Genomic DNA, 13,134 nt, shown 5'->3' on the forward strand with positions numbered 1-13,134 from the left:
GCGGTCCGCCGTGACGGCATGTCCGCGACGGCCTCGTACCCACCCGCACCCCCGTTTGAGAAAGAGGCACCCCCATGCGCACTCGATCCCTGCTCGCCCTCCTCGGTACCGCCGCCGCGCTCTCGGTCTCCGCGATCGCCCCCGCCTCCGCGGACGACACCCCCGTGCTCACCGCCGGCGGAGCCGCCGTCGCCACCGGCGACGTCCTCACCGCCTCACTGGCGAGCGGCACCGCCGCCACGCTCTACTCCAGCGCGACCGGCACGAGCGGTGTCTCCTGTGCCGCCTCGACCTTCACCGCCTCCGTCACCGACAACCCGACGGCCCCCGGCACGGCCACCGAGTCGCTCAGCGCTCACACCTTCGGCAGTTGCACCAGCAATGTCATCGGTGTGCTCAGCGTCACCAGCGTCACGGTCAACAACCTCCCGTACACCACCACGGTCGCCTCCGACGGCACGGTCACCGTGACCCCGGCCGCCGGCTCCACCATCCAGACCACCGTCGTGCTGCGCACCCTGCTGGGCAGCATCAACTGCGTCTACCAGGCGCCCAGCCTGACCGGCACGGCGAGCAACACCGACAACAGCATCACCTTCACCAACCAGGCGTTCGCGAAGTCCTCGGGCTCGTCGCTGTGCTTCAGCAACGGCTACTTCACCGCGAAGTACGCGCCCGTCTCCGACACCACCCAGTCGGGCACGGCGGTCACCGTCAACTGACCCGACCCGGACGACCGGTCACCGACGGCGTCGCAGTGTGATGGCGACGCCCGCGGTGAGTAGGAACGCGACCGCTCCCCCCGCCCCGGCGACGAGGGGGAGCGTGTTGCTGCCGCCGGTCGAGCTGTCCGCGGCCGGCGCGAGATGGTCGGGCGCGGTCACCTCCGTCGTCGCCGCGGTGGTCTCCGGGGCGGGCGACGGTGACCGGTCGGTGGGGGTGGCCGTGGTCGCTGTTGGCTCCTGGCTCGGCTGAGCCGTCCGGTTCGCCGTCGGTGTCGTACGCGCGGGGGACGAGGTCGTCGGCGCGGCGGCCCCGCCGCGGCTCGCGGCCGGGAAGACCACGTCCGAGCACGAGTAGTACGTGTCGCTCGTGCTCGTGTTCTGCCAGATCGTGTACAGCATCTGCCGGCCGGTCCGGTCGGAGGGCAGCGTGGCCTTGATCCGGTAGGCGCCGTTCACCAGCGCCGGATCGGTGGCGGTGGCGAACGGTTTCGTCGGCAGATCCGACCACTTGAGGGGCTTGGTCGGGTCGTACCCGGGCTTGGACAGGTACAGCTTGAAGGTTCCCGTGTGCGGAATCGTCGAACTGTAGGAGAGCGTGAAGGTCGCGCCCGGCGTCATCCGCGTGGAGGGCCAGTCGGCGCGGGCCAGGTTCAGTCCCTTGTAGGAGGGCAGACCCCCGCTGCACAGCTGCCCGTCCGGGATCACCTGACGGTCCCTGCCGCCCACACCGGCGACCCGGAGGTTGTCCCAGGCGGTGAAGGGCGCGCCGTTCGCCGCGATCGCCGCCTTGCAGGCCGCCGTACCGGTGTTGCTGCCGCCTTCCGGCGAACAGGCCACCACCCGGCTGACCGGATCCGTCGGTGCGCCGTGCGCCTGGGCCGGACCGACGGCCCACGTCAGGAGAAGCAGCGGGGCCGCCACGGCGACAGCGGCCGCGGTGGCGGTGCGGTGTGCGGTCATCCGGTGGGTCTCCTCGCGGGGGTGGGGGCGGCGGGTGCGGCCGTACGGCATCGCGCGCAGGCGTGGCCGCACCGTGAAGTACGGGGACACAGGGCCGTGCGTTCAGATGCGCGAGCCAGGTGAAACCGGGCACTCCCGGCCAACGGGGGGCCCTTGAGGGGCGGTTACCGGCCAGATCGAGGGTTTCCCCTGTATCCGTATTACCTGGGCTTTGCCTATCGTTCGGGCACAGCCGACCCACAGGCAACCCCTGACAGGTCGCTCGCGACGTACGGCCGGCCCCCGCGCCGCTTCTGGATTGCACCCCCCGCCGCTTCGACGACGAAGCGATTCGACCGCTGCTCCGCCGCGCCCTTCTCCGCCCGGAGCCGGCCACGAAAGGCAAACCTTTGCGTCCCGCCCCCGCACGAGAAGTCCGACGGAAGCTGATATCCGTCGCCGCGGTCTCCGCGGCCCTGTTGGCCGGAATGACCACCACGGTCGCCGCCGCCCAGCCGTCCACCGCGACCGCCACCGGCAAGGCGGCGGTCACCCCGGCGGCGCAGGCCGCCGCACAGGCCGTCGCCGCTCCCGCCGAGCGCCTCATCGTCGGCTACAAGTCCGGCGCCGCCGAGGCGACCTCCAACTCCGCCGCCTCCGCCGACGCCGAGACCAAGGGCAAGGAGGCGGGCGAGAATCTCGACTTCACCCGCCGCCTCGGCACCGGCGCGGCCCTCGTCGGCCTCGGCGACAGACTCGGTACGAAGGACGTCGCCGACGTCATCGCGCAGTACCGCGCCGACCCGCAGGTCGCGTACGCCGTACCGGACCGTCTGAACACGCCCCAGGCCGACCCGAACGACACCGAGTACACCAAGCAGTGGGACCTGTACGAGGCCAAGGCGGGCATGAACGTCCCGGGTGCCTGGTCCACCTCCACCGGCAGCGGGGTGACGGTCGCCGTCATCGACACCGGTTACGTGGCGCACTCCGACGTCGCCGCGAACATCGTCGCCGGCTACGACTTCATCTCCGACACGGCGGTCTCCGTGGACGGCGACGGACGCGACAGCAACCCGGCCGACCCGGGCGATTACTACGCGGCGAACGAGTGCGGTTCCGGCATCCCGGCGAGCGACTCCTCCTGGCACGGCACGCACGTGGCGGGCACCATCGCCGCGGTCACGGGCAACAACAAGGGCATCGCGGGCATCGCCTACGGCGCGAAGATCTCCCCGCTGCGCGTCCTCGGCAAGTGCGGCGGCTACGACTCCGACATCATCGACGCCATCACCTGGGCCTCGGGCGGCACCGTCTCCGGCGTCCCGGCCAACGCCAACGTCGCCAAGGTCATCAACATGAGCCTCGGCGGCAGCGGCGCCTGCACCTCGGCCACCCAGAGCGCCATCACCGCCGCCGTGAACCGCGGCACCACGGTCGTCGTCGCGGCGGGCAACGACAACGACAACGCCTCCGGCTACTCCCCGGCGAGCTGCAACAACGTCATCACCGTCGCCGCGACCGGCCGCAGCGGCTCCCGGGCCTCCTACTCCAACTACGGCTCGATCGTCGACATCTCGGCTCCCGGCGGCGACATGAGCACCGCCACCGCCAACGGCATCTACTCCACGCTGAACTCCGGTTCGAAGACCCCCTCCTCGGAGTCGTACGCGTACTACCAGGGCACGAGCATGGCCACCCCGCACATCGTGGGTCTGGTCGCGTTGATGAAGTCGGCGAACTCCTCGCTCACCCCGGCCCAGATCGAGACGGCCCTCAAGAACAACGCCCGTGCTCTGCCCGGCACCTGCTCCGGCGGCTGCGGCGCGGGCCTCGCGGACGCGACGAAGACCGTGCAGGCCGTGGCGAGCGGCGGTGGCTCGACCGGGGGCACGACCTTCTCCAACACCACCGCCCTCTCGATCCCGGACAACGGGTCGGCCGTCGAGTCCTCGATCGCCGTCAGCGGACGCACGGGCAACGCGCCCTCCGCCCTCCAGGTCGGCGTCGACATCACCCACACCTACCGCGGTGACCTGGTGATCGACCTGGTCGCGCCGGACGGCTCGACGTACCGCCTGAAGTCCTCCAGCACCTCGGACTCCGCGGACAACGTCAACACCACCTACACGGTCGACGCGTCCAGTGAGACCGCGAACGGCACGTGGAAACTCCGCGTCCAGGACGTGGCCGCCTCGGACACCGGCAAGCTCAACAGCTGGAAACTGACCCTCTGAGCGCGGCCCACGGGGGGAGGGGCGGCCCACGCGCGGCGTGGGCCGCCCCTTTCGGCCCGGCCGGTACCGTGAGCCACATGTCTGAACCCGCCGACGCGCCCGTGATCCTCAGCGACGAGCCGGGCTCGTTCCCCTGGAGCGTGCTGGCCGAGCGGCATCCGGCCCTCGTCCGGAAGGTCCGGGACGCCTTCCCCTACGGCCCCGAGCAGCACGGCGCGCTCGACGCCCTGCTGAGGAACGCCACCGAGGGCGTCATCGAACCGCTCGGCGAGCGGGCGGCGGACCGCGAGCAGTGGGAGCGGTGGGGCGGCGAGGAGTACGCCGGCCGCTCCTGGTTCGACGTGCCCTTCCTCTGGTCCGAGAGCTACTTCTACCGTCAACTCCTCGAAGCGGTCGGCTACTTCACCCCCGGCCCCTGGATGGGCATCGACCCCTTCCGCCCCTTCAAGCTCGCGGAGCTCAGCACCCCGGAGGCGGACGAGGAGCTCGCCGCGCTCGACCCGCTGGCCGAGCGGCCGGTCGAGGAGCGGGAGGAGGCCCTGCTGCACGGCTCACTGTGGGGCAACCGCGCGGACCTCGGCTTCCGTCTCGCCGCCGCGGAAGGGGAATCGGACGTCGACGCCCAACTGGTCGCCAACGACAGTGAGTTGCTGTGGTCCCTCTTCGCGGGCGGCACCCTCTGCCTGGTCGCGGACAACTCCGGCCGGGAACTCATCCCCGATCTGCTCCTGATCGACCATCTGCTCCACCACCGCCGCGTCGGGCGGGCGCTCCTGCACGTGAAGCCGTACCCGTACTACGTCTCGGACGCCACGACCGCCGACGTGGTCGACGCCCTGCGCCACCTCACCGGCGCGAAGGGGGCGGCGGCCGAGTCCGGCCACCGGCTGTGGGCGGCCATGGCCGACGGTCGCCTCACCGTCCGGGCCCACCCCTTCTCCTGTGCCCCGCTGCCGTACGCCGACATGCCCGACGACCTGCGCCGTGAGTTCGCCGAGGCCGACGTGACCCTCGTGAAGGGCGACCTGAACTACCGCCGCCTGGTCGGCGACCGGCGCTACCCCGCCACCACCCCCTTCGCGGAGCCCACCGCGTACTTCCCGGGCCCGGTCGCCGCCCTGCGCACCCTCAAGTCCGATGTGATCGTGGGCCTGGACGCCCGCACGGAGGCCGCCCTCGACGCGGCCGAGGGCGGGCGCTGGCGTACGAGCGGCACACACGCCCTGATCCAGGTGCGGGCCTGAGAGCCACGCGGCCACCAGCCGTGCAGCGCGATCACCTTGTGGGCGCCGCCGTGCACTTCACTTGCCTCGAAAAGGGGTAAATTCACGCGATGGTGTGATCATGTCCCGCCCGACGGATGCCCTCGGAGGGCCCTGGGTAGGGCCCGGCCATGACGCAGCCGTTCGAACTCCCGCACTTCTACATGCCGTATCCCGCGCGGCTGAACCCGCACCTCGACGAGGCGCGTGCCCACACGGTCGAATGGGCCCGTGGGATGGGCATGTTGGAGGGCTCCGGCATCTGGGAACAGTCCGACCTCGACGCGCACGACTACGGGCTGCTCTGTGCGTACACCCACCCCGACTGCGACGGCCCGGCACTCTCGCTCATCACCGACTGGTACGTGTGGGTCTTCTTCTTCGACGACCACTTCCTGGAGACCTTCAAACGCACCCAGGACCGCGACGGCGGCAAGGCCTACCTGGACCGGCTGCCCCTCTTCATGCCGCTGGACCTCTCGGCCCCCGTCCCGGAGCCGGAGAATCCGGTCGAGGCCGGGCTCGCCGACCTCTGGGCGCGCACGGTGCCCGCGATGTCGGTGGACTGGCGGGAGCGGTTCGCGGTGTCCACGGAGCACCTGCTCAACGAGTCGATGTGGGAGCTCTCCAACATCAACGAAGGACGGATCGCCAACCCCGTCGAGTACATCGAGATGCGCCGCAAGGTGGGCGGCGCCCCCTGGTCGGCGGGGCTCGTGGAGTACGCGACGGCCGAGGTGCCCGCCTCCGTCGCGGGGACGCGCCCGCTGCGGGTGCTGATGGAGACGTTCTCCGACGGGGTCCATCTGCGCAACGACCTGTTCTCCTACCAGCGCGAGGTCGAGGAGGAGGGCGAGCTCAGCAACGGCATCCTCGTCCTGGAGACCTTCTTCGGCTGCACCACCCAGGAGGCCGCCGAGACCGTCAACGACATCCTCACCTCACGCCTGCACCAGTTCGAGCACACGGCCCTCACCGAAGTGCCCGCACTCGCCGCGGAGAAGGGGCTCACCCCGGACCAGGTCGCCGCCGTCGCCGCGTACACCCAGGGGCTCCAGGACTGGCAGTCGGGCGGCCACGAGTGGCACCTGCGCTCCAGCCGCTACATGAACGAGGGGGCGGTGGAGGGCGGTCGGCCGCTCGGCAGCGCCGGGTTCGGCACCTCGGCCGTCGACATCGGCGCCCTGCTCTCCGCGGCCGGGGCGCAGCGGCTGCGCAGGTACACCCACGTCCCGTACCAGAAGGTCGGTCCGTCCCTGCTCCCCGACTTCCACATGCCCTTCGAGCTCGTCCTCAGCCCCCATCTGGACGGCGCCCGCGACCGCCTCACCGGCTGGATGCACGAGAAGGGCATGCTCCAGGAGGGCGTCTGGGACGAGGACAAGCTGAACGCGTACGACCTTCCGTTGTGCGCCGCGGGCATCCACCCGGACGCGAGCGAGGCGGCCCTCGACCTCGGCTCGCAGTGGCTGGCCTGGGGGACGTACGGCGACGACTACTACCCGCTGGTCTTCGGACACCGCCGCGACCTGGCGGCGGCCAAGACGACCACCGAACGTCTCTCGGCCTGCATGCCCATCGACGGCGAGCCGACCCCGGTCCCGGCCAACGCCATGGAGCACGGCCTTCTCGACCTGTGGGAGCGCACGGCGGCGAAGATGACGCCGGACGAGCGGCGCAGGCTGCGCGGTGACGTGGACAAGATGACGGAGAGCTGGGTGTGGGAGTTGTCGAACCAGCTCCAGCACCGCATCCCCGACCCCGTCGACTACCTGGAGATGCGCCGCGCCACCTTCGGCTCCGACCTCACCCTGAACCTCTGCCGCCTGGGCCACGGCCCCAAGGTCCCGCCCGAGGTGTACCGGAGCGGTCCCGTCCGGTCGTTGGAGAACGCCGCCATCGACTACGCGATGCTGATCAACGACGTCTTCTCGTACCAGAAGGAGATCGAGTACGAGGGCGAGGTCCACAACGCCATCCTCGTCGTGCAGAACTTCTTCGGCTGCGACTACCCGACCGGCCTCGGCATCATCCACGACCTGATGACCCAGCGCATGCAGCAGTTCCAGCACGTCGCCGCCCATGAACTGCCTGTTCTCTACGAGGACTTCAAGCTCTCGCCGGAGGTGCGCGGCATCATGGACGGCTATGTGGCGCAACTCGAGAACTGGCTGTCCGGAATCCTGAACTGGCACCACGACTGTCACCGTTACGGCGCCGAGGACCTGGCCCGCCGCGCCCACGGCTTCCTGCCGGACCGGGCCCCGACGGTGCCGTTCGCCGGGACGGGGGCCGGGACCGTGCCGGTGCCGGTGCTCGGTCCCCAGGACATGGCGGAGACGGAAACCCCGCCGGACCTCACTCCCCGGACCGCGACGGGCGCCACCCCGTCGTTCACCCTGCCGAAGGGGGTGGGAGCCGCCGCGGAGTTCAGCCTGCCGAAGGCCGAGGCGGCGTCGGCTCCGCACTGACGCCGGCACCGGCGTTCGCACCGGTGTCCGTGCGGACGTCCCTACAGGTATCCGTACGGATGTCGGTCGTCCCGGCGAGCTGCCGTTCCACGTTCGCCCTGGCCGTCCCGGAGAGTCTCGCCAGGAGCTCCCCGGCGGCCACGGTGACGGCTCGGGCCTCGTCGGCGAGCACCGTGTCGGTGGCCGCGGTCCGGGCGAGCGCGTAGTGCTCCTCGACGATGTAGGCGCCCAGGTTGGTGCGCTGCCAGTGCCCCAGCGAGCTGTCGCTGTCGCCGGCGCCGCCGTCCGGCTCGACGAGGGTGTCCCGCAGCGAGGACAACGTGCGTATCGCCGCGCCGAGTCGGCCTTCCTCCCGCTCCAGCCGGGCGAGCCTGAGGAGGGCCGAGACGCGGTCCCAGGCCCTGGTCTGCAGGGGCACGTGCAGCCGCTGGGCGCGCAGCGCCTGAAAGGTGTCGCCCAACTGCTCGAACTCGCGGGCGAGCGGGCTCAGTTGGCATGCGTGGCGGCGCTCCATGGCCTTGCTTTCCCGCGCGTCGCAGTAGGCCCGGAAGTCGATGTCGTCCAACCGCCGGATCAGCGCGGCGCGGGCGAGCTCGACCAGACCCTGTTCGTGGGCGAGGCCGGTCCAGGTGAACAGCGGCTCGTCGGCGGGGTCGGTGCCGAAGAGCGAGTCGTCCAGGTCGCGCGCCCACCTCCGCAGCTCGTCCGGGTCGGCACCCGGCTCGGGCATCCCGCCGAGTCCGCACCAGGTGTCGAAGTCCGTCTCACGGACCTCGTACAGCAGCGGCAGATCCTCCGCATGTCCGTGCAGGCCCACCAGGACGGCGGCGAGCCGCAGTTCGTCGGTCATCGACGCCTCGGCCTCGTGCCTCAGCAGATGCCGCAGCAGCGGCAGATCGCCCTCGCGCCGGTCGAACTGGGCGGCGCGCAGCGCGAGTGCCCGGCGCGCCCGGTCCCCGGCCACCTCGTCCCACGCCGAGCCCTCGCGCAGCAGCGTGAGGTCGGTGCGGCCCCGCGCGAGGACCGCCTCCCACAGCGGGGGACGGGGGTGGCGGTCGAGGAGGTCGTGCGCGCCGCCCTCCTCCGCGTTCAGGAGCAGGAAGTCGGGCTCGGTGCGCAGCAGGGCCGCGTGCAGCAGGCCGACGAGCTCGACGGGCGAGCGCTCGGGCAGGCCGAGACCGGCCCGCAGCTCGGTCCGCTCGTCGTCGATCCCGTGGTACTCCCGGATCTCTTCCTCCGTCTCGGCGACCGCTGCGCGGATCTTCTCCTCGCCGTCGGCAGGCGCGAGCCCCAGGTGGTCGTGCCAGCCGGGCAGCCCGACCAGCACCTCCAACGCCTCGTCGACGCTGTTGCCGATGATTCCGGCGGAGCCCTCCGAGTCCGCGTACAGCACGGAGCCGTCCCCGCACACGAAAAACGTGCCGCCCGTGTCGTCTCCCGCCACCGCCTCCAGCGGACCGCCCGAGGCGAGTCGGACAGCCTCGACGTGGTCGGCCCGGGTCAGGTCGAAGTTGAAGGGGAACGCGGCCAGTTCGGCCAGGTGAGGCTGCTCCCGGAGCAGCCGCAGGGCGTGATCGCTCATGCCATCGAACGTAACAGCCGGCACTGACAACGGCCCCGTCACACGGGCGTGACCCGGTGGTGGACAGACTTCTCGAACGTGTTTGACAGTCTCACTCGTTCGTGAATCGTCGTGCGCCGGAGCGCAGGGTAGAGCAACAACCAGGGGCGGTCCGTAGAGCATCTGCCGGAGGCGAACCATGGAACAGGCCGCACTGCGTCCCAAGCCGATGCCCGGTCAGGATCCGGGCGGTGACGGGAGTCCGACCGGCACCGGCAAGCGCCCGCACGCCGCTCGACGGCGTGGCAGGGGGCTGATGTCCCTGTTCTTCGGTCTCCTCGTCGCGACCGTGCTGGTCCTGTCGGGCGTCGGACTCGGGACTGTCGGCGCCACGGTGATCGGTATGAGCAGGCTGGCGGACTTCCAGAAGCAGGCGGGGGCGGCGCAGGGACCGTCCGGCCGGGCATCCCGGCCCGGTCAGGCCTCCGGCGCGACGCAGGCCGGTGGCATCAAGTCGGCGCCCGGCGGCGGGAGTCCGGTCGCTTCGACGGCACCGGAGCCCGCGCCCGGGAAGGCCACGCTCGGCATCGAGGCGGTCGACGCCCCCCAGGGCGGGGGCGCGCTCGTCGTCGGTGTGCACATCCCCGGCCCCGCCTACGCCGCGGGCCTGGTCCGCGGTGACACCCTGACCGCCTTCGCCGGGACACGGCTCGGCTCGGCCGCCGACCTCGCGCGGGCGGTCTCGGCCGCGAACCCCGGGACGACGGTCACGCTCGACGTGCGCCACGCGAACGGCAACCACCAGCAACTGTCCACGGTCCCGGGCATCGTGACCTGACGCCGACGAGTCGGTCAGGCGGTCCTGAAGTGGCTGGTCAGCCGCCCGTCATCGGCCAGTACATGAAACGCGAACCCAGGAGGCGCGTCCCGGTCGGCGGCCCCCTCGCCCTCCCAGGGCAGCCGCAGCGTCCAGGTCACCCCGGGACCGACGACGAGCGGCCGCCCGGCGAAGGCGGTCGCGGCGGGCGTGTGCGCGTGCCCGGTGATCAGCCCGACGACCTCGGGCCTGCGCTCCAACAGCGCGGCCAGGGAAGCCGGCCGGCGCAGCTGGTAGGCGTCCGGGAGCGGATGGTGCAGTGCCACCGGCGGATGGTGGAAGGCGAGCAACGCCGGAACGGAACCGTCCAGTTCGTCGAGCGTCGTCTCGATCCAGGCGTACGTCTCCTCGTCCAGCTCTCCTTCGTCCTGGCCCGGAATGCTGGAGTCGCACATCAGGACGGCGGCGGAGTCGAAGACGTGGACGCTGTTGACCGGCCCCTCGGACGCGGGCCGCCCGAGCAGGGCCTTGCGGTAGGGCGCGCGGGTGTCGTGGTTGCCCGGGCAGGTGAGTACGGGGAAAGGGGGCTCCCCGTCCCGCAGCCCGAACAGACGCGCCGCCTCCTCGTACTCCGCCTCCGTGCCGTGGTCCGCGATGTCGCCGGTCACCAGCAGGGCGTCCACCCGCCCCGGCAGCTCCCACAGCCGGTCCCGCACCCGCTCGGCCCGCTCCGTCGCGCGCCGGGTTCCGTCGAGATGCAGATCGCTGATGTGTGCCAGTACGAGCATGGCCTGGGCCCCCTCTGGAAGTTAATGGAACATCCGCATACAACCATTAGTGCTAATGGACTGGCAACGCTCAACCGTTAGTTGAGCTCCCGGACCGACGCCATGGCCGCAACCGGCTCGCGTCCGCATCGGCGAACGGGCAGGATGCTGCCCGTAGCCCCTGGGGAAACTCCGGACAGACGGAGGCATGGATGACCGGCACGCCCGCGCCCTTCACCGCCGGTGACCCCGCGCCCTTCACCACCGGTGACTACGAGGCCCGTATGCGGCGCGCGACCGAGGCCGCCGCGGACGCGGGACTCGACGGCGTCCTGATCGCCCCCGGGCCCGATCTGGTGTGGCTGACCGGCTACCGGCCCGTGGAGACCGAACGCCTCACCCTGCTGGTGCTCAGGGCCGGGCAGGACCCCGTGCTGGTCGTGCCGACCCTGGAGGCCCCGGACGCGGCAGCGGCGGCCCCCATGCTGACCCTGCGCGACTGGACCGACGGCAAGGACCCGTACGCCGCGGCCGCGTCCCTGGTCGGGAGCGACGGCCGCTTCGGCGTCAGCGACAACTCCTGGGCCCTGCATCTGCTCGGCCTCCAGCGGCGGCTGCCGGACACGCGGTACGTGGCACTCACCGAGGCCCTGCCGATGCTGCGGGCGGTCAAGGACGCGGCGGAGGTGGCGCGGTTGGCGGAGGCCGGGGCGGCCGCGGACGCCGCGTACGAGGAGATCCGGAAGGTGCCCTTCGCGGGGCGCAGGGAGGCCGACGTCGCCGCCGACCTCGCCGGGCTGCTGCGGCATTTCGGGCACTCCCAGGTCGACTTCACCATCGTCGCCTCGGGCCCGAACGGCGCCAATCCGCACCACGAGGCGGGCGAGCGCGTCATCGAGCACGGCGACATGGTCGTCCTCGACTTCGGCGGTCTCAAGCACGGCTACGGCTCCGACACCTCCCGCACGGTCCACGTCGGCGAGCCGGACCTCGAGGAGCGCCGGGTGCACGACGTCGTGCGCGCCGCCCAGGAGGCGGGCGTCGCGGCGGTCCGGCCGGGGGCCGCCTGCCAGGACGTCGACCGGGCGGCCCGCGCCGTCATCACCGAGGCGGGATACGGCGAGTACTTCATCCACCGCACCGGGCACGGCATCGGCGTCACCACCCACGAACCGCCGTACATGATCGAGGGCGAGGAACTGCCCCTCGTGCCCGGGATGTGCTTCTCCGTGGAGCCCGGTATCTATCTGCCCGGCCGCTTCGGGGTACGCATCGAGGACATCGTGACGGTGACCGAGGAGGGCGGATGGCGCCTCAACACCACGTCCCGCGAGATGGCGATCGTCGACTGACCGGCCACCAGGCGTACTCCCCTGGGCCTCCCGGCAGTCCAAGGCCCCCGACGGCAACGGCGCGACCATGACCCAGGCACCGACACCGACCGCGGACACCGTCCGCCGACTGGTCCGTTCGCTGCTCGCCGACAGCGAGGCGGCGGCCGCGGGCCCCGACGTCCGGCCCGTCACCGAGAGCGGTGAGCACTCCACCTGGTGGGTCGGCACCCGTCATGTGCTGCGGCTCGCCCCGGACCGCGAGACCGCCGTGCGCCGGCGCCGCGAGCTGCGGCTGCGCGACCTGGTCCGCCCGCTCGTCGGGGTCGCGGTGCCGACCAGCGTCGCGCACGGCGACTGGGCGGGCGGCCTGACCTACACCCTGGACACCCGGCTTCCCGGCCGCTCGGGCGAGGCACAGGACGTCTCCGCGGTCGGGGAGGCGGACCTCGCGGGACTGCTCACGGGGCTGCGCGAGGTGCCCGTACGGCAGGCCGAGGCACTCGGGGTGCCACGGGCCGCGCCCCGCTCCCTGGAGGAGCTGCGGACGGCCGCGGAGCGGGCCGCCGAGGGGCTCGCCGCCGCCGACGAGTTCGACCCCGGACGCCTCGCCCAGCTCACCCGGCCCGCCGCCGGCCAGCTGGTCGCGCAGACCGCGGCCGCCGTCCTCGTCCACCACGACCTCAACGGCGATCACCTGGTGGTGAGCGCCGACGGGCGGGTGCGCGGCGTCCTCGGCTGGGCCGACGCGGTCCTCGGGGACCCCGCCGAGGACATCGCCGGGCTCGCGATCGCCGTCGGCGCCCCCGCCGCCGTTCGCGCCGCCACCCTCGCCGACTACGGGGCCCGCCCCTGTCTGCGCGGCCTGTGGCTGTCCCGCTGCGACACGGTGATCCGCCTCGCCGAGCGCCTGCGGGGCCGCGGCGAAGGCCCGCTCCCGCTGCTGCGGACCCAACTGGGGCGGGCCTGGGAGCCGATCCTCCTCGAACGGGTCACGGAACTGCCGGGCGACGGCTGAGCCCGG

At 72.0% G+C, this 13,134-nt stretch carries 10 protein-coding genes; 7 read left to right on the forward strand and 3 right to left on the reverse strand.

Features of this window, described 5'->3' with window-relative positions:
* Window positions 1-74 precede the first annotated feature (74 nt).
* Window positions 75-722, forward strand: a complete 648-nt coding sequence (locus OG798_RS38830; protein ID WP_095852069.1) for a Tat pathway signal sequence domain protein — start codon at window positions 75-77, stop codon at window positions 720-722.
* 18 nt (window positions 723-740) lie between these two features.
* Here OG798_RS38830 and OG798_RS38835 read toward each other — a convergent pair whose 3' ends face one another.
* On the reverse strand, window positions 741-1,685 hold the full coding sequence (locus tag OG798_RS38835; RefSeq protein ID WP_095857715.1) for a lytic polysaccharide monooxygenase auxiliary activity family 9 protein: 945 nt from the start codon (window positions 1,683-1,685) through the stop codon (window positions 741-743).
* A gap of 467 nt (window positions 1,686-2,152) precedes the next feature.
* Between OG798_RS38835 and OG798_RS38840 the strand changes: the two genes are divergently transcribed.
* From OG798_RS38840 to cyc2, 3 genes are all read left to right on the forward strand, one after another.
* Window positions 2,153-3,901, forward strand: a complete 1,749-nt coding sequence (locus OG798_RS38840; protein ID WP_373561022.1) for a S8 family peptidase — start codon at window positions 2,153-2,155, stop codon at window positions 3,899-3,901.
* A gap of 77 nt (window positions 3,902-3,978) precedes the next feature.
* Window positions 3,979-5,145, forward strand: a complete 1,167-nt coding sequence (locus OG798_RS38845) for a damage-control phosphatase ARMT1 family protein (protein WP_328758480.1) — start codon at window positions 3,979-3,981, stop codon at window positions 5,143-5,145.
* 149 nt (window positions 5,146-5,294) lie between these two features.
* The gene (gene cyc2 / locus OG798_RS38850) at window positions 5,295-7,634 is read left to right on the forward strand and encodes a germacradienol/geosmin synthase Cyc2 (protein WP_267063055.1); all 2,340 of its coding nucleotides are present in this window, start codon (window positions 5,295-5,297) and stop codon (window positions 7,632-7,634) included.
* Here cyc2 and OG798_RS38855 read toward each other — a convergent pair.
* The gene (locus OG798_RS38855) at window positions 7,594-9,216 is read right to left on the reverse strand and encodes a hypothetical protein (RefSeq protein ID WP_328758481.1); all 1,623 of its coding nucleotides are present in this window, start codon (window positions 9,214-9,216) and stop codon (window positions 7,594-7,596) included. The two genes, cyc2 and OG798_RS38855, sit on opposite strands and share 41 nt — an antisense overlap.
* Before the next feature lie 178 nt (window positions 9,217-9,394).
* On the opposite strand from OG798_RS38855, the gene OG798_RS38860 reads away from it, so the two are divergent.
* A complete protein-coding gene (locus tag OG798_RS38860) occupies window positions 9,395-10,033 on the forward strand; it encodes a PDZ domain-containing protein (RefSeq protein ID WP_121414742.1) in 639 nt (212 codons plus the stop codon).
* 14 nt (window positions 10,034-10,047) lie between these two features.
* Here OG798_RS38860 and OG798_RS38865 read toward each other — a convergent pair whose 3' ends face one another.
* Window positions 10,048-10,800: a metallophosphoesterase gene (locus OG798_RS38865; protein ID WP_121414741.1), complete on the reverse strand. Its 753-nt coding sequence runs from the start codon at window positions 10,798-10,800 to the stop codon at window positions 10,048-10,050.
* Window positions 10,801-10,991: 191 nt separating this feature from the next.
* On the opposite strand from OG798_RS38865, the gene OG798_RS38870 reads away from it, so the two are divergent.
* Window positions 10,992-12,131: an aminopeptidase P family protein gene (locus OG798_RS38870; protein WP_097224507.1), complete on the forward strand. Its 1,140-nt coding sequence runs from the start codon at window positions 10,992-10,994 to the stop codon at window positions 12,129-12,131.
* Window positions 12,132-12,198: 67 nt separating this feature from the next.
* Window positions 12,199-13,128: an aminoglycoside phosphotransferase family protein gene (locus tag OG798_RS38875; RefSeq protein ID WP_095852063.1), complete on the forward strand. Its 930-nt coding sequence runs from the start codon at window positions 12,199-12,201 to the stop codon at window positions 13,126-13,128.
* Window positions 13,129-13,134: the final 6 nt, after the last annotated feature.

The organism is Streptomyces sp. NBC_00271 (genome assembly GCF_036178845.1).
GTDB lineage: Bacteria > Actinomycetota > Actinomycetes > Streptomycetales > Streptomycetaceae > Streptomyces.

Coding starts and splice junctions, on each gene's coding strand:
- OG798_RS38830 (WP_095852069.1), top strand. CDS start 75: ATGCGCACTCGATCCCTGCTCGCCCTCCTCGGTACCGCCGCCGCGCTC.
- OG798_RS38835 (WP_095857715.1), bottom strand. CDS start 1,685: ATGACCGCACACCGCACCGCCACCGCGGCCGCTGTCGCCGTGGCGGCC.
- OG798_RS38840 (WP_373561022.1), top strand. CDS start 2,153: ATGACCACCACGGTCGCCGCCGCCCAGCCGTCCACCGCGACCGCCACC.
- OG798_RS38845 (WP_328758480.1), top strand. CDS start 3,979: ATGTCTGAACCCGCCGACGCGCCCGTGATCCTCAGCGACGAGCCGGGC.
- cyc2 (WP_267063055.1), top strand. CDS start 5,295: ATGACGCAGCCGTTCGAACTCCCGCACTTCTACATGCCGTATCCCGCG.
- OG798_RS38855 (WP_328758481.1), bottom strand. CDS start 9,216: ATGAGCGATCACGCCCTGCGGCTGCTCCGGGAGCAGCCTCACCTGGCC.
- OG798_RS38860 (WP_121414742.1), top strand. CDS start 9,395: ATGGAACAGGCCGCACTGCGTCCCAAGCCGATGCCCGGTCAGGATCCG.
- OG798_RS38865 (WP_121414741.1), bottom strand. CDS start 10,800: ATGCTCGTACTGGCACACATCAGCGATCTGCATCTCGACGGAACCCGG.
- OG798_RS38870 (WP_097224507.1), top strand. CDS start 10,992: ATGACCGGCACGCCCGCGCCCTTCACCGCCGGTGACCCCGCGCCCTTC.
- OG798_RS38875 (WP_095852063.1), top strand. CDS start 12,199: ATGACCCAGGCACCGACACCGACCGCGGACACCGTCCGCCGACTGGTC.